Origin of the sequence: Chryseobacterium sp. BGARF1, from assembly GCF_001677955.1 — a bacterium.
Classification (GTDB): Bacteria; Bacteroidota; Bacteroidia; order Flavobacteriales; family Weeksellaceae; genus Chryseobacterium.
In genome coordinates this window covers 1-21619 of sequence record NZ_LELA01000092.1, presented here as the reverse complement: position 1 = coordinate 21619, position 21619 = coordinate 1, and the positions used below count along the sequence as shown (strand labels likewise).

General features: G+C 35.0%; 13 protein-coding genes. 12 read left to right on the top strand and 1 reads right to left on the bottom strand.

The annotated features are described in order from the left end of the window. The first annotated feature begins 50 nt into the window (after positions 1 to 50). From AB671_RS17395 to AB671_RS17355, 9 genes are all read left to right on the top strand, one after another. Positions 51 to 1850, top strand: coding sequence for a ComEC/Rec2 family competence protein (locus tag AB671_RS17395; RefSeq protein WP_082987346.1), 1800 nt, complete (start codon positions 51 to 53; stop codon positions 1848 to 1850). Between the two features lie 145 nt (positions 1851 to 1995). After that, positions 1996 to 2658 carry a succinate dehydrogenase cytochrome b subunit gene (locus AB671_RS17390; protein ID WP_066674590.1) on the top strand — a complete coding sequence of 221 codons (663 nt, stop codon included), beginning with the start codon at positions 1996 to 1998 and terminating at the stop codon, positions 2656 to 2658. Positions 2659 to 2673: 15 nt separating this feature from the next. Then, entirely contained in the window at positions 2674 to 4686 is a 2013-nt protein-coding gene (locus tag AB671_RS17385) for a fumarate reductase/succinate dehydrogenase flavoprotein subunit (RefSeq protein ID WP_066674588.1), read from the top strand. Between the two features lie 24 nt (positions 4687 to 4710). Further along, positions 4711 to 5478, top strand: coding sequence for a succinate dehydrogenase/fumarate reductase iron-sulfur subunit (locus tag AB671_RS17380; RefSeq protein WP_066674586.1), 768 nt, complete (start codon positions 4711 to 4713; stop codon positions 5476 to 5478). A 141-nt stretch (positions 5479 to 5619) separates the two neighbouring features. After that, complete coding sequence (locus tag AB671_RS17375; RefSeq protein ID WP_066674583.1) at positions 5620 to 7155, top strand: TlpA family protein disulfide reductase; 1536 nt, start codon at positions 5620 to 5622, stop codon at positions 7153 to 7155. A gap of 168 nt (positions 7156 to 7323) precedes the next feature. Next, positions 7324 to 8730, top strand: a complete 1407-nt coding sequence (gene rlmD, locus AB671_RS17370) for a 23S rRNA (uracil(1939)-C(5))-methyltransferase RlmD (protein ID WP_066681677.1) — start codon at positions 7324 to 7326, stop codon at positions 8728 to 8730. Between the two features lie 42 nt (positions 8731 to 8772). Further along, positions 8773 to 11250, top strand: coding sequence for a zinc-dependent metalloprotease (locus AB671_RS17365; protein WP_185114137.1), 2478 nt, complete (start codon positions 8773 to 8775; stop codon positions 11248 to 11250). Positions 11251 to 11260: 10 nt separating this feature from the next. Next, positions 11261 to 11731 (top strand): DUF6452 family protein, encoded by a 471-nt coding sequence (locus AB671_RS17360; protein WP_066681681.1) that lies wholly within the window; start codon positions 11261 to 11263, stop codon positions 11729 to 11731. After that, on the top strand, positions 11697 to 12359 hold the full coding sequence (locus AB671_RS17355) for a DUF6048 family protein (RefSeq protein WP_066681682.1): 663 nt from the start codon (positions 11697 to 11699) through the stop codon (positions 12357 to 12359). The genes AB671_RS17360 and AB671_RS17355 overlap by 35 nt, the downstream gene beginning before the upstream one ends. A 15-nt stretch (positions 12360 to 12374) precedes the next feature. Here the strand turns inward: AB671_RS17355 and AB671_RS22335 are convergent, their stop codons facing one another. After that, positions 12375 to 12821, bottom strand: a complete 447-nt coding sequence (locus AB671_RS22335) for a hypothetical protein (protein ID WP_157444240.1) — start codon at positions 12819 to 12821, stop codon at positions 12375 to 12377. A 144-nt stretch (positions 12822 to 12965) separates the two neighbouring features. Between AB671_RS22335 and AB671_RS17345 the strand changes: the two genes are divergently transcribed. The 3 genes from AB671_RS17345 to AB671_RS17330 form a co-directional block, all read left to right on the top strand. Further along, entirely contained in the window at positions 12966 to 14972 is a 2007-nt protein-coding gene (locus tag AB671_RS17345; protein ID WP_066681684.1) for a M43 family zinc metalloprotease, read from the top strand. A 141-nt stretch (positions 14973 to 15113) separates the two neighbouring features. After that, positions 15114 to 18122, top strand: a complete 3009-nt coding sequence (locus tag AB671_RS17340; RefSeq protein ID WP_066681687.1) for a reprolysin-like metallopeptidase — start codon at positions 15114 to 15116, stop codon at positions 18120 to 18122. A gap of 391 nt (positions 18123 to 18513) precedes the next feature. After that, positions 18514 to 21619, top strand: a 3106-nt coding sequence (locus AB671_RS17330; protein WP_185114138.1) for a fibronectin type III domain-containing protein, incomplete at its 3' end; no start/stop codon positions are given.

The window sequence follows — 21619 nt, the reverse complement described above, 5'->3', positions numbered from 1 at the left end:
AATCTATTCAGGTATTCTAAAATTTTCTAACTTAGTTTGTTCAAACACAAATGATTTTGAACAAGCAACCTCTTTTGATTGTTGTACTCTGTTTTATTCTTGGAATTTTCTTTCAGGATGAGTTTTTTCTTGAGCAAAATTCCATCATTCTAATTCTACTTTTTTCTGTCATTATTTTCGGATTATTTTTCCTGAAAAGCCAGATTTTATTTAAAATCAGAAATTTCCTTTTGATGATTTTATTTTTCGGATTAGGAATTTCTTTTCATTTTTATAATAATTTGAATGTTAAAAATGTTGATGTAAAAACTAATGAAACCATCATTTTTAAAGTTTCAAAAAAATTAAATTCGAACGAAAAATATAGAAAGTACGAGGTTTTAGCTGAGGTTGATAATCGGTCTTTTCAAGCGATTGTAAATGTTGAAAAAGCTCGGAAGGAATTAGATTTTAATCATTATTATAAAGCAAAAGCCTATCTGGTTCAGCCAAAATCACCGGAACACGATTTTCAGTTTGATTATTCAAAATATTTAAAGCGAAAAAATATTTCCTATCAATGTTATATTAACGGAGAAATCTCGTCTGCTGCAAGAAGCGATTTGAGTTTTTCAGAAAAGATCAGGCAAAAACGTCTTGAAACATTGCAGAAAATTAGCAATTCTGAAATGTCTTTCCGAAGTCGCGAATTTTTAAAAGGAATAATTTTGGCAGACCGCACAGAAATTGATGCTGAAACCGTTCAGGATTTTAACCGTTCTGGTTTGGTGCATTTTCTTGCTATTTCAGGAACGCATATCGTCGTGATTTTCGGGATGTTTTATTTCCTGATGATGAGGTTTGCATCTGTTCGCCTGAAAAAATATGCCATCATTATCAGTTTACTATTCATCTGGATTTTTGCCATTTTCATTGGATTTGGAAATTCTGTGGTGCGGTCTTGCATCATGATTTCTGTATATTTTATTTACTTATTGCTTCAAAGAAAACCAGATCTGCTCCATTCAATGGCACTTTCGGCATTTATTATTTTAATGATTGATACGCAGCAAATTTTTGATGTAGGTTTTCAGTTGAGTTTTCTGGCTGTGTTGGGGATTTATTGGTTGAATCAACCGATTTTAAAATACCTTCCGAGACAGGATAATTTTTTCAAAAAACTGATTTATAATACAATTTCTATTTCTATTGCAGCACAATTGGCGACATTGCCTCTAGTTTTGTACTATTTTCATCAGTTTTCATTGATTTCAATTATTGCGAACTTTATAATTGTTCCGTTTTCGGAGCTTATCATTATCTTTTCTTTTTTAATGACTGCGCTGATTGGTTTTAATTTAGATTTTGAAATAATTAATTGGTGTTACGATTTTATTATTAAGATTTTGCTGAATGTAATTCATTGGTTTGCTGATTTCGATGCCGTTTTCTTTGAAAATATTCCTTTAAATTTAGCTGAGGTTTTTGTGTTGTTTGGGATTGGTTATTTCCTAAAATTTATGCTTGATAAAATAAGTTTCAGAAATATTTCAAATATAGTTTTAGCCATTACCGTATTTTTAGTTATCAGAATTTCTTTTAATCTTATTGAAAACCAGAAAGATGAGTTTTTAGTACATCATTATAAAAAAGAAAATATTATTTCCATGAAAAAAGAAAATATTATTTCCATGAAAAAAGGAAATAAGGCAATTTTTTGGATGAATTCTTCGGATGATAAAAATAAAATTCAACAGTATATTATCAATCCCTATGTTTCTTCACGGAGGATAAAAAATTTAGAAATCAAAAATTTTCCGGCTTCGGCTAAAATGGTAAAGTTTGAAGGTAAAATTTATGAATTAAAGTAATCTCAAATTTTAATGCTTTTTCTTGTATTTAATATACTTATGAATCTTATTTAGAAAGATTACAAACTGTCTAATAGTGAGATTTCTCACTTTTTAGTATTGTTAACATTTCCTAATTTTGTGGAAATTCAAATTTAAACTTAATATGGCAGGTTTAACAAGTTCTACAATAGGTAGAAAATATGCTATGGCACTTTCAGCAATGTTTTTGCTGATATTCTTAGTGATGCATCTATCTACCAACATGACATCCGTTTTTAGCGAAGATGTTTTTAATGAGGCTTCTCATTTTATGGGATACAATCCGGCGGTGCAGTATCTGATGCAGCCGATTTTGATGTTTGCAGTGATTTTCCATTTTGCAATGGGGTTCGTTCTTGAGATTAAGAACAACAAGGCTCGTCCGATTAAATATGCGAACAACAACGGAGCGGCTAATTCTACATGGATGTCTAGAAATATGATTATTTCCGGAGCTGTGATCTTAGCTTTCTTGGTATTGCATTTTTATGATTTTTATTTTCCTGAAATGAACTACAAGTACATTCAGGCAAATACACCAGATGAGACAAGATATTGGGCAGAGCTTCACCACAAGTTTCACGACCTTTGGAGAGTGGCTCTTTATGTTGTTGCTTTCGGATTATTAGGTCTGCATTTGGCACACGGTTTCCAGTCTTCTTTCCAGTCGATCGGAGCTAGACACCAAAAATACACTCCTGTTATTAAAGCTTTCGGAAACTGGTATTCAATCCTTATTCCTGCAGGTTTTATTTTTATTGCAATTTTTCATTACGTAACTCAATAATATCAATATACTAATATGAGTAAATTAGATTCGAAAATTCCAGGAGGTCCTTTAAAGGATAAGTGGAAAAATCATAAAGACCATATGAACCTTGTTGCACCAAACAACAGAGATAAGATTGATATTATTGTTGTAGGTACAGGTTTGGCAGGAGGTTCTGCTGCAGCTACTTTGGCTGAGCAAGGATATAATGTAAAGGCATTTTGCTACCAAGATTCACCAAGAAGAGCACACTCTATTGCGGCTCAAGGTGGTATCAACGCTGCTAAAAATTATCAAGGTGATGGTGACTCTACTTACAGATTGTTCTACGATACCATCAAAGGTGGTGACTACAGAGCGAGAGAGGCAAACGTTTACAGATTAGCTGAAGTTTCTGCAAATATTATTGACCAATGTGTATCTCAAGGGGTTCCATTTGGTAGAGATTACGGCGGACAATTAGATAACCGTTCATTTGGTGGGGTTCAGGTTAAAAGAACTTTCTACGCAAAAGGGCAAACTGGTCAACAGTTATTATTAGGTGCATATTCTTCATTAAGCCGTCAAATCGGAAAAGGAAGAGTAAAAATGTACAACCGTCACGAAATGCTTGAATTGGTAATCGTAGACGGAAAAGCAAGAGGAATTATCGCAAGAAACCTGGTAACAGGTGAAATCGAAAGACACTCAGCTCACGCAGTGGTAATTGCTTCTGGAGGTTACGGAAACGTATATTTCCTTTCTACTAACGCAATGGGTTCAAACGTTTCTGCAGCTTGGAAAATCCACAAAAAAGGAGCGTATTTCGCAAACCCTTGTTATGTACAAATCCACCCGACTTGTATTCCTGTTCATGGAACACAGCAGTCTAAACTTACTTTGATGTCTGAATCTCTTAGAAACTCTGGAAGAATCTGGGTTCCTAAGAAAATTGAAGATTCAGTTGCCATCAGAGAAGGGAAATTGAGACCTGAAAATATTAAAGAAGAAGATAGAGATTACTATTTAGAAAGAAGATATCCTGCATTCGGAAACTTAGTTCCTCGTGACGTTGCGTCTAGAGCTGGTAAAGAAAGATGTGATGCTGGTTTCGGAATCGAAAATAATGAAACTAAAGAAGGTGTTTACCTAGATTTCTCTACAGAAATCATGAAAAAAGGTAAAGAATCTGCTATCGAAAAACATATTCACAATCCTACAGAACAGCAAATCTATGATTTAGGAAAAGCTTGGATTGAAGAGAAGTATGGTAACTTATTCGTAATGTATGAAAAAATTACTGCGGATGACCCTTACAAAACTCCAATGAAGATTTATCCTGCCGTTCACTACACAATGGGTGGTGTTTGGGTTGATTATAACTTACAATCTACAATTCCTGGATGTTTCGTTGTTGGGGAAGCAAACTTCTCAGACCACGGTGCAAACAGATTAGGAGCTTCTGCTTTGATGCAAGGTTTGGCAGACGGATATTTCGTTCTTCCTTACACGATTGCAGATTATCTTTCTGCAGACATCAGAACGGGAGAAATTCCTACCAATTCTGCTGAATTTGACGCAGCTGAAAAAGAAATTAAAGACAAAGTAAATTTCTTTGTTAATAATAAAGGAACGCATTCAGTAGATTATTTCCATAAACAATTAGGACACATTATGTGGAATAAAGTGGGGATGGGAAGAACTCCTGAAGGTTTGAGAGAAGCTATCGTAGAAATCGACGAAGTGAAAAAGAACTTCTGGAAAGATGTAAAAGTAATGGGTGAAACTGAAGGAATGAACACCGAGCTTGAAAAAGCATTCAGAGTTGCCGATTTTATCGAATTGGGTCAATTAATGGCTATCGATGCATTACACAGAAACGAATCTTGTGGAGGACATTTCAGAGAAGATCATGCGACTCCGGAAGGTGAAGCAGAAAGAGATGATGTTAACTTCAAATATGTAGGAGCTTGGGAATATCAGGGTGATGATATTAAACAAGAACTTCTTCATAAAGAAGACCTTATCTATGACAACATCGAAGTTAAAGCGAGAAGTTACAAATAATCTCCAACCTATAAATAAATAATTATGAGTGCAAAAAAAGGCCTTCATCTTACGCTGAAAATTTGGAGACAAAAAAATACAAAGACTAAAGGTCAGTTTGAGACCTACAAAATATCAGATGTTTCTACAGATTCTTCATTCTTGGAGATGTTAGACATTCTGAACGAGAACCTTATCAACGAAGGAAAAGAACCTATCGCTTTTGACCACGACTGTCGTGAAGGAATCTGTGGTATGTGTTCTCTTTACATCAATGGTAGAGCTCACGGTCCGGATACTGGTATTACAACATGTCAGCTTCACATGAGAATGTTCAAAGACGGTGAAACTATCGTTATTGAACCATGGAGAAGTGCTGCGTTCCCTGTTATCAAAGATTTAATGGTAGACAGAAGCGCATTCGACAGAGTAATGGCTGCAGGTGGATTTATCTCGGTAAACACTTCAGGAAATACTTTGGATGCCAACGCAATTCCGGTTCCTAAAGAAGATGCAGACAAAGCAATGGATGCTGCTGCTTGTATCGGTTGTGGAGCTTGTGTTGCAACTTGTAAAAATGGTTCTGCAATGTTATTCGTTGGAGCTAAAGTTTCTCAGTACGCACTTTTACCTCAAGGTAGAGTAGAAGCGAAACGTAGAGTTCTAAACATGGTGAAAGCTATGGACGAAGAAGGTTTCGGTAACTGTTCAAATACAGGAGCTTGTGAAATAGAATGTCCTAAAGGAATTTCTCTTGAGAATATCGCAAGAATGAACAGAGAATACATGGCTGCTTATGCAGACAGAGGATAATCTGTTTTAAAATAAATTATAAAAAATCGTCTTCCTTTGTGAAGGCGATTTTTTTTAGTTAAATCTTTCATAAATTACCTTCAAATATTGCATTTAGTATATTTGAAAAACTTATTTTTGTTGAATTATTTAAAATCAAAAATGAAAAAATATCTTTTGTTGTTTGTCATTGCAATATTTGCAATGTCTTGTTCAAAAAAAGTTGAAGTAAAAGGAAAAATTGCAGGCAGTTCTCCATTAGAGAGAATTGAGTTTGTAGAGGCTTCCGGTGTTGCTACCTTGCCATTGGCTAACTTTGGTATCGACAAAGATGGAAACTTTACAGGAACTTTTGAAGCTCCAAAAAACGGAATGTATGTGATCAACTATGCAGGAAAACAGAATCTTATTTTCCTTAAAGGAGGTCAGAAGCTTAATATTTCAGGTAACTCTGCTAGTTTCCCGAACGAATATGTAGTTACAGGGGATGCAAAAAGTGATAACGACTTTTTTCAAGCTTGCCAAAAATTCCTTACGACTTACGGTCAGACTTTGAATATTCAACAGTTGACTGCAGGTGATGAAGCTGCGTATGTAAAGGCAATGCAGAAAATTGAAGCCGATATCAATAAAAACATCGAAGAAAATGTAAAGAAATTCAACCCTGGAAAAGAGGTTGTTGAATGGAAAAAAATAGATGCTAAAACGGCTATTCTTAATTTATTGGTAAATTATGAAATGACTAAAAAGCAAATGTCTGGTAACAATCCTTCGTTTAAGCTGGCAAAAGTATTCACCGATTACGAAACCAAACTTCAGGAGAATAAAGATACCATGATCAAAACAAGTCCGTTTTACAGACAGTATCTTTTAACAAAAATGAGTACAGATTTCCAAACATTTGCTCAGGCAAAAGCACAGGGAAAAACAGATATTACAACTTCAGAATTATTTAATGAATTCTTAAAAGGTAAAAAAGAAGTTTCTCAAATTGAGAAAGATTATTTGTTGGCTTTTGTAATGGCTCAGTCTGATGTACATCCACAAACTCCAGCTGCTACAACTGATAAAATCAAAAAAATTATCGAAGAAGATATTAAAGACGCTACTATTAAAGCTGATTTGAAGAAAATGCTTTTCGTAATCAACGGATTCAAAATTGGTGATGATGCTCCAGAAGCTTCTTTGATAAAACAAGACGGTTCAGCTTATAAATTAAGCGAGAACAAAGGAAAACCTTACATGATAGTATTCTACGCATCTTGGAATCCTTATATTGCTGAAGGTACAATGCCTGTTTTAAAAGAAGTTGTGAATTTCTATAAGTCTAAAATGAATTTTGTATTCGTAAATTTAGATGATACCAAAGATCAGTTTACAAAAACAAGCAATGCTTTATTAAAAGGAATTCCTGGAACTAATGTGTATGGTGACGGAGGCTTAAACTCTGATATTGCTAAAAAATATGGAGTATACGGTTTTAAATTACCAAGCTTCATCATAGTTGATAAAAATGGTAAAGTAGCAAGCAGATCTTTTGTAAATCTAGGTGATCAAGATTTGATTACAATCTTAGATAAGCAAACAGGTCTTTCAGCTCCAAAAGTAGATCCTGCAGCTCAATTGCAGATTGATCCTTCAGCTTTACAGCAACAAGCGGCTCCTCAAGTTGAGAAAGTTCCGGTTGAAGCAAAATAATTAGCTTAAACAAAATATAAAAAAAAACCTTGTCTTCGGATAAGGTTTTTTTTTATTGTATTTTTGCAGACAAAATTGAAACTGAAAGGTTTCAGAGAAAATTATTAGAAAAAATAGAAAATAGATGAAGGTAGGGTAGAAAGCTATCTTCATCATACTGAAATTGATATGAGAAAGAAGAAAGACGTAATTCTTGAGAATATAAAACTTTTTGCAGCAGGTGCAAAAGGGGTTGCGATAGGAAAAACTGAAGAAGGGAAAACTGTTCTGGTTTCCGGAGCGATTCCTGGAGATGTGGTGAATGCAAGAGTAAAAAAATCAAAATCAAAATATTTTGAGGCTGAAGTAAAAGAAATTGTCGAAAAGTCACCGTTCAGAGTTGAGCCGAAGTGTATTCATTTCGGAACTTGTGGTGGTTGTAAGTGGCAAAATATGAGCTACGAAAAGCAGCTTGATGTTAAACAGGAAGAAGTTTATAACAATATCAAAAGAATTGGTGGAATCGATGATTTTGAAACCATTCCTATTTTGGGTGCTGAAGAGCAGTATTTCTACAGAAACAAAATGGAATTTTCTTTCTCGAATGCAAGATGGTTGAGTCATTACGAAATAAGTTCTGAAGAAAACTTTGGAAGCAGGGACGCTTTAGGTTTCCATATTCCGGGAATGTGGAGTAAGATTTTAGATTTAAAAGAATGTTTCCTTCAGGAAGATCCATCGAATGCGATTCGTTTGGCAGTAAAGAAATTTGCTGAGAATAAAGGATTAGACTTTTTTGATGTTAAAGAGCAAAAAGGTTTCCTAAGAACTTTGATGATGAGACAAAACTCCAAGGGAGAATGGATGGTTTTATTCCAGCTTTACAGAGAAGAAAAAGAAAACCGTACAGAACTTTTTGACTTCTTGTTGGAGCAATTCCCACAAATAAAAACATTGGTTTATGCCATTAATCCTAAGCAAAACGATTCAATCTACGATCAAAATATCAAAATATATTTCGGTGACGGGTTTTTAATGGAAGAAATGGATGGTTTGAAATTTAAAATCGGTCCGAAATCTTTCTTCCAAACCAATTACAAACAGGCTTTAGAATTATATAGAAAAACACTTGAGTTTGCTGATTTAAAAGGTGATGAAGTGGTTTACGATTTATATACAGGAACCGGAACAATTGCTCAATATGTTGCAAGAAACGCAAAACATGTAATTGGAATTGAGTCTGTACAGGAAGCAATTGATGCAGCCATCGAACATGCTGAATTGAATGGCTTAACCAACACGACTTTCTATTGTGGTGATATGAAAAACGTTTTCAATGACGAATTCTTAGAAAACCATCCAAAAGCAGATGTATTAATTACCGATCCACCAAGAGACGGAATGCACCAGAAAGTAGTTGAGCAGATTTTGAAATTGGCTCCTGAAAAAGTGGTGTATGTAAGCTGTAATTCTGCAACGCAGGCAAGAGATTTAGCTTTAATGAAAGAGCATTATACTTTGGTGAAGATTTTACCAGTAGATATGTTCCCACAAACCCACCACGTGGAGAATATTGCACTGCTTATCAAGAAATAATTACTTAAATTTGAAAATAGAAAAATAAAAAGTTTAATGAATATGATAAAGAACTGTAAAGCTGTTTTCTTAGTTGGTACATTATTTTTTACTCAGCAGAATTTATTTTCTCAAGAAAAAGAGAAAGATTCTACTGTTGTAAAAAAAGATACTGCCGTAGTAAAGAAAGATGATAAAAAGAAAAGCCTGATTAAGCCATTTAAAGAAATTATTACTGATAAAGCGGTTTCAGATCAGGGAGTTTTTACGGTTCATAAAGTCGATGACAAATATTATTTTGAAATTCCGGATTCTATGCTGAAAAAGGAATTTCTTTTGGTAACAAGATTAACGAAAGCAGCTGCGGGAATGCGTTCAGGAACTTCTGGTTATGCAGGTGACCAAATCGGACAGCAAGTGATTGCTTTTGAAAAAGGACCGAAAGATAAAATCTTGTTGCGTTCGATTTCTCATGTGGATTATGCGAAAGATTCTACCTCGCAGATGTATAATTCGGTGACGAGAAATAATGTGCAGTCTATCATTAAATCTTTTGATGTAAAAGCTTACGGAGTAAAGAACAACTCTTCTGTAATTGAAGTTACAGATGTTCTGAATTCTGATAATGAGTTGACTTCTTTTTCGGTTTGGTCTAAAGATTCGTATAGAGTCGGGGCTTTCCAGAAAGATATGTCATTCGTGAATTTTGTGAAATCTTTCCCTACGAATATTGAAATTAATACCACTAAAACTTTTGCAAGAACTTTAGGAACGCCTGCAACACCTGCAATTCCGGGAAGACCTGCACCAAAAATCAGTGGAAATTATACTGTAGAGATCAATTCTTCATTTGTACTTCTTCCTGAAAACAAAATGCAGGCAAGATATTTTGATCCGAGAGTAGGATATTTTACAGTAGGTTATACCGATTTCGATTTAGATCCTCAGGGAGTAAAAAGGATTTCATTAGTGAAAAGATGGCGTCTTGAACCAAAACCTCAGGATTTAGAAAAATACAATAAAGGTGAGTTGGTAGAGCCTGCAAAACCGATTGTTTTCTACATCGATCCTGCGACTCCAAAAAAATGGGTTCCTTATTTGATGAAGGGAGTTAATGATTGGCAAAAAGCTTTTGAAAAAGCAGGATTTAAAAATGCAATTGTTGCTAAAATTCCAGATCCGAAAGTAGATACAGAATGGAGTTTGGAAGATGCAAGATTTTCAGCAATCGTTTATAAACCTTCAGATGTACCGAATGCTTCAGGTCCTTCAATTGCTGATCCAAGAACGGGTGAGATTTTAGAAAGTCACATCAATTGGTATCACAATGTAATGTTGTTGCTAAGAAACTGGTATTTTGTACAGGCTTCTCCAAATGATGAAAGAGCAAGAAAAATGGAGTTTGACGAAAAACTGATGGGTGAACTTATCCGTTTTGTGTCTTCTCACGAAGTGGGTCACACTTTAGGTTTAAGACATAACTACGGTTCAAGCTCTACGGTTCCTGTTGAAAAGTTGAGAGATAAAAAATGGTTGGAGAAAAATGGTCACACTCCTTCAATTATGGATTATGCAAGATTTAATTATGTTGCACAACCAGAAGATAAAATTGGTGATGCCGGAATTTTCCCAAGAATTGGTGATTACGATGATTGGGCAATCGAGTGGGGATATAAAAGATTTAATCAGTTTAAAACTCCGGATGCCGAAAAGCAATTTCTGAATCAATGGGTAATCAAAAATCTTAAAAACGAAAGACTTTGGTTTGGTACAGAGACTAATCCTTTAGATCCAAGGTCTCAAAGCGAGCAAGTAGGGGACAATGCGATGATTGCAAGTACTTACGGAATCAAAAACCTACAAAGAATTGTTGATAACTTAGATCAATGGACAAAAACACCAAACGAAGATTATAAAAATCTCGATATGATGTATGATCAGGTGACGACACAGTTTAAAAGATATTTAGGTCACGTTTCAAAATATATCGGTGGACAAATGGAAACTCCGAAAACTGCAGAACAATCTGGTGCAGTCTATGAAGTGGTAGCCAAAAAAGATCAGAAAGAGGCGATGAAATTCTTAAATGAAAATGTTTTCACCACTCCGCAATGGTTGCTTAAGAAAGATATTTTTGAGAAGACAGGTAAAACTCCTGTAAAAACGGTTGAAGAAATTCAGAATGTTGTTTTAGGAAGAGTTTTAAGTCCAATGGTGCTTCAAAGTCTTTATCAATCTGAAGCAGTTGACCAAAATTCATATCCATTGGTTGAATTTTTCTCAGATCTTAATAATTCAATTATTAAAAAAGATAACGCAGATATTTACGGAAGAAATCTTCAGAGAAATTACGTAGATACTTTAATAAGATTAATTGATAACAAAAATTCTGATAAATCTGATGTTTCTGCTATCGTAAGAGGAAATTTAAATACCATTAAAAAAGATCTTTTAGCAAAAAATAATTCTAATGATTTGGTCAACAAATATCATAATGAAGACTTGGTTTTCCGTATCGAGAAAGCTTTAGATCCAAAATAAAGATTTAAATATGAAATATTTTAAATTTATCATATTCATTCTTGCATTGTCATCGGTCATTTCATGTGGAAGTGATGATGATATCTGCGATAGTGGTGAGGGTACACCACGAATGAAAATTGCATTTAAAAAGGGCAATCAGATTACAAAGATTGAGAAAATAAAAGTTTTTGTAGATTACGGTTCAAAAATTGTAACCTTGGGAACTTTTTCACAAGTTGATTCTATCTTTGTTCCATTACGTGTAGATGAATCTCCTTTTACTGATATCTATGTAAAGACACTCGATTCAGAGGATTCTACAAGAGTAAGAGTCAATTACACAACCAAAGGTATTTACGTTTCTCCAGCATGTGGTGTCAAGAAAAATTACGAAAATGTAAATTCAGTATTATCAGCTCCGAACTCATTGAAAAGTGTTGAACAAGGGCAAAATTTTATAGAAAATGAAGACAAGACTAATTTATTCTTTAATTTTTAGTGTTTTCGGTTTGCTGAATTTTTCTGCACAGGAAAAAGAAGAAGCTGATAAACCAAAATGGAAATATGAACCCAATTTTATTGTAGGAGTTGATATTTTGAATGCCGGTGCTTCATTTTTCTCAGACCGACAAATGTTTCAGGGATTTATTTCATCTAAAGTAAAAGATAATCTTCACGGAATTGTAGAGGCTGGTTTTGATAAAAATATTTACCAAAATAACGGTTATGATGCTAAAGCAAGCGGTCCCTTCATTAAAATCGGAGCCTTTTATATGTTGGCAAGAGATCCTGAAAATGATTTCAACGGTTTCTACGGAGGCGGAAAAATTGGCGGGTCGTTTTACACTCAGGAATATATGAAGATTCCGGTGCGTGGTTTTGCTGGAAACAGTTCTTCCGTTTCAATGCCTTCTTCTTCACAGTCGTCTTTTTGGTTGGAAGGAAACTTAGGTGGAAGAGTACAGTTATTTACCTCTAATTTCTACATTGATGTCAGTATGCAGCCACGCTATTTAATGGTAACTTCAAAACAGGATGACGTTGTTCCGATGATCGTTCCCGGTTTTGGAAAAAGCTCCAATAAGTTTAATATGGGTTTTGCTTGGAATATAGCGTATAAGTTTTAAAAGAAAGAGCAGGTTTTACTTGCTCTTCTTTGTTTCTATTATTCTTTGAATTTCATTGTAGAGATTTTTAAGTTCTAAAGGCGGATTTCCAGAGTCAAATGTTGAAGATTGATAGTCAATCCCATTTTTTGTAATCGTAATGTGCGAGGCTAATGCTGCATCGCTGAATCTTTTAGTAGATAGTGCTTCTAATTTTGAAATACCTTCTACGTTTATTTCTTCCGTGTATTCTACAATTTTAGACCAGTCATTTTGAGATATTTCTTGGGTAGTAATATTTCCATTAATAGAAGATACCATTTTTCCATTTGATAGAGTAAAATCTCTTATAGTACCTCTTGTACGCTCAGAGAGTGATATTTTTTCAGTTTTAAATATTGTTTTTTCATGAGAAGCTGTATTTGTTTTGCAACTTGATATGATAAATAATATTAGTGATGTCATAATGATAATATAACGCATTGTATTTATTTTTTTAATAATTTATAAGTGTTTGTTATTGTTTGTTACTTAAGCAAAGTAATGGTTTTTTTAAAATAAAATTAATAGAATATTAATGTAATTGTAATTTATATTATATTTGCGAGATATTTAAATTAATTTAAAATGAAAAAAATTACTATTTCAAAATTGGTTTTTCTATTCTCAGCAGCTGTAAGTGCAAATATGTACGGACAAAAATTTGATGATGGAAAGCAAGGTTTTGGCAAAGCATACATCATGAACGAGGTTAAAAGCCCCAATGGTGTAATTCGTTGTGCTTCTACAGGATATGAAAAGTATTTACAAGATACTGATCCTAAAAGGTTGACCGATGCTCAGTTTGAAGCTTGGATCAATCCTTTGATAGAAAATGCAAAATTAAATAAGTCTCAAAATGGAGGTATTGTTACAATACCAGTGGTAGTACACGTTATTCACTCAGGTGAAGCATACGGTACTGGTGCAAATATTACAGATGAGCAGGTTCAGTCTCAGATTACTGTAATGAATCAAGATTTCCGTAGAATGGCGGGAACTCCAGGATTCAATACAACTGCTGTAGGTGCAGACACGATGATACAATTTGCATTGGCAAAAGTAGATGCTAATGGCAATCCCACGAATGGTATAGACAGAGTTAATTTGTGTTATCCAGATTGGTCAACGGGTAATATCAATGGTTATGTAAAACCATTAACTATTTGGGCTCCTACACAATATATGAATATGTGGAGTGTGAATTTTTCTGATAACACATTGTTAGGATATGCACAATTCCCTTCTAACTCTGGGCTTGGTGGTCTTAATACTTCTGGTGGTGCGGCAAACACAGATGGTGTAGTTGCTAATTATTCTACTTTTGGAAGTACAGACTTTGGAGCTTTTCCTATGAATGCTCCCTATGATAAAGGAAGAACAATGACCCATGAAGTTGGTCACTTTTTGGGATTAAGACATATTTGGGGTGATGCTAACTGTGGAAATGACTTTTGTGCAGATACACCTACTGCTCACACTGCTAACTATTTATGTAACACTAATATAGTAGGTTGTACAGAGGGAGAGATAGAGATGGTGCGAAACTATATGGATTATACCAATGATACATGTATGAATATTTTCACACAGAATCAGAAAGATAGAATTACAGCTGTAATGAATAACTCTCCTAGAAGAGTTGAATTAAAAACATCTACAAAAGATGTAGCAATTCCATTATTTCCTAATGATGCTGAAATAAAGTTTGAAAGTGTATGTTCTTTAGATAATTTGTGTTCTGGATCTACAATTAAGATTATTCTTACAAATAGAGGTACTTCTGCTCTTACTTCTGCAGTGATTCCTTATACAATAAATGGGACTGCTTATTCTTATAACTGGACAGGTAATATAGCATTAGATAAGTACGAAATCGTGTCATTGCCAGTTCCTACAACAGCAACAAACGGAGCTTTGACAATTAATCTTACCTCTGTAAATGGTGTAGCTGATCAAAGAGTTGCTAATAATGCACTAACTGGAACTTTTAATAATCCTGCTGTTGCTACAAATACAGCAACTAATTTTGTATTTAATTTACAATTAGATTATTGGGGTACTGAGGTAAATTGGAATCTGAAAAATAGCGCAGGTACAACTGTTTATAGTAGCGCTGCATACCCTGACGTTCCTAATCCGACGGCTTCTACTCCTCTTCCTGCTTTAATTACACAAAACTGGCAGTTAAATACTAATGATTGTTATACATTCACTATTAATGATTTGTATGGTGATGGTATTTTTGATAATGGAGGATATTATAATATTAAAACGACAGGAGGAGCTGATGTTATTGTAGGTTCTTCATATGCGAAAAAACAGACTAGAGCATTGTCATTAGGCGTATTAGGAACTAATGAAATAGTTAAAGAAACATTTGCAATTTATCCAAATCCTACAACGGATGTATTAAATATCACAAAAGTTTCAAACAAAGCTAAATTTGAAATTCATAATGCTGTTGGACAGATTGTAAAAGCTGGTGAAATTAACAACAACCAAGTTAGAGTTTCTGAATTGGTGAGAGGTACATATATCATTACAGTAAGTGATAAAGGTGTATCTGAAAATATAAAATTTATCAAGAAATAACAAATTTTCTTTGTAATACGAATGGATCCTCAGGAAAAACCTGAGGATTTTTTGTTTATAGTATTGGCGTTAATCTTTAGTTTTTTGTGTGAAAAATGAATGAAAACAAGTATATTTGGCAATTAAAAATAATTCAATTTTATGAAAAAACTCATTACTGCTTTATTTTGCGGGTTGATGGGAACTGTTGCTTTTGGGCAATGGACACCAACTACTCCAAAATTAGATTCAAAGAATAGAGCATCAGATTTAAAAGCCGGTACATTAAAGGTTTACTACAAGTTAGATTTAGAACAAATTAAATCTCAATTAAAAAATGCTCAGGAAAGTGGACCTAATGCTAAACCTGTTTATATTTCCTTACCAAACTTAAATGGTAAGATTGAGAAGTTTGCTGTTTACAGTTTTCCAGTTATGGCTAAAGAATTAGCAGATCAATACCAATTAGGTTCTTATACGGGGGTAAGTTTGGATGATCCTACAAAATTTGTGAGATTTTCAGTGGCTCCGAATGACTTTCAATCTATGATTAGTAAAGCTGGAGAATATGAATTTATAGAGGCTACTGATTCTTCTAAAACAGTATATGCAGTACACCCAAAGACGAATAAGCCAACTGGGCAAGCATTTACGTGTAGTACATCAGAAAATCCTATTTCAGTGGCAGAATTGGAAAAATTAAAAGTTCCAGGACAGTCATTTACAAATCAGGGGTCAAATTTTGCGAAAAGTTCTGATAAAAAATTCAGAACAATGAGATTGGCAATGTCTGTGACTGGAGAATATACTCAGTTTTTTGGTGGTGTAGCTGGAGCGCTCGCTCAAATTAATGCTACAATGACAAGAGTAAATGGAGTATTTGAAAAAGACTTTGCTCTTCACTTAAATGTATTGAATTTTCCTACACTAATTTATGACAATCCGGTAACTGACGGATATGCTACAGTTACGAATGCTAATAATTTTCCAACTTCATGGAATTTAACATTACAGCAAAAACTTACCGCAACAGTTGGGGATGCAGGTTATGATATAGGTCATTTGTTTGGTGCTTCTGGAGGTGGTGGAAGTGCAGGTTGTATTGGTTGTGTTTGTATTAACCCAACAACTGCAAATCCTTATGGAAAGGGTTCTGGTATTACATCTCCAGCAACGGGTTCTGTAAATCCTACGGTAGCTAATCCTCCGTCTGGAGATACTTTTGATATTGACTATGTTGCTCATGAGATGGGGCACCAGCTAGGTGCTAATCACACTTATTCACATGTTATAGAAGGAACTTATGTAAATATGGAGCCGGGATCGGGGTCTACTATCATGGGGTATGCAGGAATTACTAACGCTAATGTTCAAATGAATTCAGACCCTTATTTCCATGTTGCGAGTATACTTCAGGTTGAGGATAATTTGACTGATAAAACTTGTGATGTTGAGACATCTATCAATAATAATCCTCCTGTTATAACTCCATTAACAACATACAGTATTCCAAAAGGTACTGCATTTGTTCTTACAGCTTCTGTAACTGATCAGGAAAATGACCCAATGACATATACTTGGGAAGAGTTTGATGATGCAGCAGGTGTTATTACAGGGAATCAATACACTGGTAGTCCTGTTACTGCTTCAAATTTAGGAAATACAATTTTTGGGGCGTCATTTAGATCAGTTCTTCCAACGACGAGCCCAACTCGTTATTTCCCCAAACTTTCATCAGTTCTTAATGGGGTTTTAAATAGTGGAGCAACAGGTTGGGAAGCTGTCTCTACAGTTCCAAGGACCTCTAGTTTTGTTATTACTGTAAGAGACAATCACCCGATTGTTAGCCAGCAGCAAACACAGTCGGATATACAAACGATTAATGTTGGTAATGACGGACCTTTTAAAGTTAATACTCAATACGCAAATGGGGGATTTGCTTCTCCAATAGAATGGGCTGTTGCAAATACTACCGCGGCTCCATATAATGTAGCAAATGTGAAGATTGATTACACCACAAATGATGGTGCTTCTTGGACTGTTTTAGTGGCCTCTACTCCTAATGATGGAACTGAAAATTTAGTTTTCCCAGCATCATTAAATGGGCAAATTGTTAAATTGAGAATCTCATCTATTAATAATGTATTTTATGCAATAGGTCCAATCAATGTAGCAGCATTTACTTCATGTGATGGTACCGCTCCTATAGGAGTAGTTGCTAATAATATTACTGTAAATGGCGCAACTATTAATTTGACACCAGTTTTAAATGCTACCTATATTTTCAGATATAGAAAAGCGGGAACAACTATCTGGACAGAGGTTACATCTACTACGCCTACTGTAACTTTGACAGGTCTTACTGATCTTACAGCATATGAGGTGCAAGTAGCATCGGTATGTTCAGGTACTACAGGTTCATATTCAACAACAGTTAATTTTACGACCCTTCCTATAAATTATTGTACTGCATCATCAACTACTAGTGCTAACTTATTTATATCAAATGTAACGGTTGCAAACCTTAACAATACATCCGCAGGAAGTATTTATTCAAATTTTACAACTAACCCTGCTCTTCAGGTTAATCTTATAAAGGGAGTTCCTAATACAATGACTGTAACTGCTAATGTTGCTGCTGCAAATTTAGCAATGGTATTTATTGATTATAATAGGGATGGTGTTTTTAGTGCAAATGAAAGAGTATTAAACTTTCCTGTGACCAATGCTTCTTCATTTACAGGTACATTTACAGTGCCAGCAACTGCTGTAGAAGGTCAGACTTTACGAATGAGAGTATTTTTTGGTTTCGCAGGTGCAGATAATCTAGGATTATCAGGTCCAGCATCTTGGGCTTGCGGAATTAATGTAAATGATGGAGAAGTTGAAGACTATAATGTTGTTGTTGCTCCTACATTAAGTACTTCTGAAACGTCTGCTGCAAATAGCGGTATTCAGATTTATCCTAATCCAGCAACTGATTTCCTAAATGTTACTAAAGTTTCTGATAAAGCTACTTATAAGATTTACAGTGCAGCTGGTCAGTTAGTTGGTAATGGAAATATTAGCAACGGAAAAATTAATGTTTCATCATTAATAAAAGGAGCTTATGTAATATCTATTGAAGATAAAGGAAAAGAAAGTTTCAATTCTAAATTTATCAAGAAATAACAAATTCTTTTTAATAATAATAAATCCTCAGGAAAACCCTGGGGATTTTTTTGTTTTGAAATCATAAGCTTGGTTTTGATGAAGTAATTGTAAAAAAAAAAGTTTAATCTTTATTTTAATTATAGAAAATGATTAGATTTGTATTTAATTAATAAATAAATAATGCCTATGAAGAAATTCTTTACATTTTTAATACAATTTCATGATTTAATAGCGTTAAATTTTATAAAAAGCAATTATGCTATTCTATTTCAGAAATTGTCATTTTATCTATTTCCTATAAAAGGAAACTCGATTATGAAAATAATTACAGTCAATGATTCTACAGAAAAACGCATTGATGGCCTTTAAAATTGTTTTAATACTTCATTAGATTCTTAATTTACTATTTATGAAGAAATTTTTATTCTCGTGTCTATTATTTATAGTCACATGTATAAATGCCCAAATCAATTTGGGTGTTGGAAGTACTACTACGGGAATTGCCCCGATTAGTACTTATTATGGATATTCCTACGTACAACAGATTTTTCCTAAAACGGAAATAAATGCTGCTGCTGCTGGGAATATAACTGGTGTTAAGTTTTACTTAAGCCCATCATCAGTACTTACTAATTCCTCAAGCTGGACTGTTTTTTTAGGTCATACTAACAAAACTACCTTTGATTCTGATACAGATTGGATAGCGGCAGCGGGGTTAACTCAAGTGTTCACGGGAACAGTAACCAATACCGCAGGTGTTGTAGAAATTACTTTTCCGACACCTTTTGCTTATAATAACGTAGATAACTTAGTGATTGCGGCAAGAGAAAATTCACCTGATTACGATTCAAATGGATTTGCAGATGCTATGTATGTTTACAACACAGCAACAAATAGATCAATCTATTATAGAAGCGATTTTACTATTCCTAATCCTGCTTCTCCACCAACTGCTGGAGGACGAAATGGGTATAACTCTGCGACCACACTTTTAGGCCTGGCTCCAAGCCCAATTCCTGCTTGCCCTACGGTGACTGCTCCTGCAGCTGCTGCAACTGGAGTATCTGTGCTTCCTACTTTTACTTGGAACTCAGTGAGTGGTGCAACAGGATATAGATTATCTATAGGAACAACTCCGGGAGGAACTAATGTCTTGAATAATCAAAATCTTGGAAACGTTACAACCTACACTCTTCCTGCAGCATCAACATTGCAGTTTAGCACGCAATACTATTATACTTTAAGTTCTTACAGTGCTACAATGCCTTCTGCTACATGCTCAGAGAGAAGTTTTACCACTCAAAATATTCCTTGTCCTACTGTTTCTGCACCAGCTGCTGGGGCTGTGGGAGTTTCTCTTACACCTACGATTACTTGGGCAGCCGTTGCAGGTGCCACAGGTTATAGATTAACAGTAGGTACAACGGCAGGTGGAACACAAACATTAAATAATGTAGATTTAGGAAATGTAACGTCATATACTTTCCCTACAGCATTAGCTAATAGCACACAATACTTTTATAAAGTAAACTCTTATCATGCCGGTGGTACATCAGCGTCATGTACAGAAAGAAATTTTAGAACTGTATGTGCACCAACTCCTTTACCTTGGACCGAAAAATTTGATGGAATGACGACTCTAGGTGCAGGAATTGTCCCTGCTTGCTGGGCGCAGGTTACTGGAACTAATGCATGGACATCTTCAAATGCAGCAGGATCGACCACGTCTCCAGGACCAAGATCTCCAGCAAATTATGTTAGGATTCAATGGGGTAATACAAATGCAAGCCAGCTATGGACACCAGGGTTTGCATTAACAGCTGGAACGACTTACGAATTTTCATTCTATTATCATAATCCTGAGTATACTGGATTTACTGGAAGTGTTTTAGTAAATTCTTCACAATCTTCTACGGGAGCTACAAACTTAGGAACGTTTATCACTGCTACACAAACTACAGCTAGCTATACTCAGTATAAAGTATATTACACTCCTACAGCTACTGGTACTTATAATTTTGCGGTAAGTGCATCTGCTAATTCAGTACCTTATTATTTAGGTGTTGATGATTTCAGAGTGAGAGTTGCTCCTACTTGTATAGAGCCACTAGGGGTTGTTGCCGTTAGTGCAACAGGAAATACCGCTACGGTATCATGGAATCCACCAGCAACGCAGCCAGCAAACGGATATCAAATATATTATAGTACAACAACGACTCCTCCGGGAGCACCTCAGGTACCATTTGTTGCAGGTACAGCTACTACCTATACAATTCCAGGGTTAATTCCAAGTACTACGTATTATATTTGGATTAAAGCAATATGCAGCGGAACAGATTCGAGTGATTTATCTGATGTTGTATCTATTATGACAACACAGATTGCGGCAACACTTCCTTATATTCAAAACTTTACTACAGCTAATGATTTAGGATTAGTAAACGGAACACAGACAAATAAATGGGTACGCGGTAATGCAATAGGAAATCCTGCCCAATCATTATATATATCTAATGATAATGGGGTAACAAACGCATATACTCACACAGCAAGTACAGTACATGCATTCAGAGATATTCAAATTCCAGCAGGAACTACACTTGCATCATTCTCTTTTGATTGGAAAGGTCAAGGAGAAGGAACAACTTTCAAGTATGACTATTTGGAAGTTTGGTTAGTGCCATCTACATATTTACCGGTTGCAGGAACTTTAATTACTGCGGGAACTGGAAGAGTTTCTTTAGGACAGTATAACCTACAAGGTACTTGGCAGTCTTATTCTAATAATAGTTTAAATCTTACCAATTTCGCCAATAGTGTAATGCGTTTAGTATTCCAATGGAGAAATAACGGTAGCGCTGGTACACAACCTCCAATGGCAATTGATAATATTGTACTAAGAGTTTGTAGTAATGCAACTCCTGTAGTGACTGTAGTGCCAGCTTCTATTACCCATAATTCAGCAACTCTTACTTGGCCTCTAGATCCAGGGGGAGCTACTTATCAAATAAGATACAGACCTTTAGGTACAGGTAGTGCTTGGTTGCCAAACACTGGTCCTATTACAGTAACAGCAGGTACTTATACTTTCCCTCAAAACTTGCTACCATTTACTGATTATGAAGTAGAAGTTGCAGCAGTTTGTAATACGACGAATGTAGGTGTATTCTCACATAGTGAATTTAAAACCAAATGTGATCCTACTCCTCCAAATGTGACAGTAACTAGCATTACTCCAACATCAGCTTTAGTAACTTGGAGCCCGCTTGCAGCTGGTGCTACTTACGAATTGCAATGGAGAGAAGTTGGCACACCAACATGGTGGCCTGCATTACCTTCAACTCCGCAACCTCCTGCGAATACTTACGTTCTTACCGGTTTAAGTTCTTATAAAACTTATGAAGTACAGGTAAGAAATAAATGTATTGGATCTTTAACATTCAACCCTTGGTCTACATCTCAGGTGTTTACTACGGTTAGAGTTTGTGAAATTCCGCCTCCGGGATTAACCATTA

What these genes read in the sequence shown, in the direction of transcription:
- AB671_RS17395 (WP_082987346.1), top strand. Translation starts at nt 51, where the DNA reads ATGATTTTGAACAAGCAACCTCTTTTGATTGTTGTACTCTGTTTTATT.
- AB671_RS17390 (WP_066674590.1), top strand. Translation starts at nt 1,996, where the DNA reads ATGGCAGGTTTAACAAGTTCTACAATAGGTAGAAAATATGCTATGGCA.
- AB671_RS17385 (WP_066674588.1), top strand. Translation starts at nt 2,674, where the DNA reads ATGAGTAAATTAGATTCGAAAATTCCAGGAGGTCCTTTAAAGGATAAG.
- AB671_RS17380 (WP_066674586.1), top strand. Translation starts at nt 4,711, where the DNA reads ATGAGTGCAAAAAAAGGCCTTCATCTTACGCTGAAAATTTGGAGACAA.
- AB671_RS17375 (WP_066674583.1), top strand. Translation starts at nt 5,620, where the DNA reads ATGAAAAAATATCTTTTGTTGTTTGTCATTGCAATATTTGCAATGTCT.
- rlmD (WP_066681677.1), top strand. Translation starts at nt 7,324, where the DNA reads ATGAGAAAGAAGAAAGACGTAATTCTTGAGAATATAAAACTTTTTGCA.
- AB671_RS17365 (WP_185114137.1), top strand. Translation starts at nt 8,773, where the DNA reads ATGATAAAGAACTGTAAAGCTGTTTTCTTAGTTGGTACATTATTTTTT.
- AB671_RS17360 (WP_066681681.1), top strand. Translation starts at nt 11,261, where the DNA reads ATGAAATATTTTAAATTTATCATATTCATTCTTGCATTGTCATCGGTC.
- AB671_RS17355 (WP_066681682.1), top strand. Translation starts at nt 11,697, where the DNA reads ATGAAGACAAGACTAATTTATTCTTTAATTTTTAGTGTTTTCGGTTTG.
- AB671_RS22335 (WP_157444240.1), bottom strand. Translation starts at nt 12,821, where the DNA reads ATGCGTTATATTATCATTATGACATCACTAATATTATTTATCATATCA.
- AB671_RS17345 (WP_066681684.1), top strand. Translation starts at nt 12,966, where the DNA reads ATGAAAAAAATTACTATTTCAAAATTGGTTTTTCTATTCTCAGCAGCT.
- AB671_RS17340 (WP_066681687.1), top strand. Translation starts at nt 15,114, where the DNA reads ATGAAAAAACTCATTACTGCTTTATTTTGCGGGTTGATGGGAACTGTT.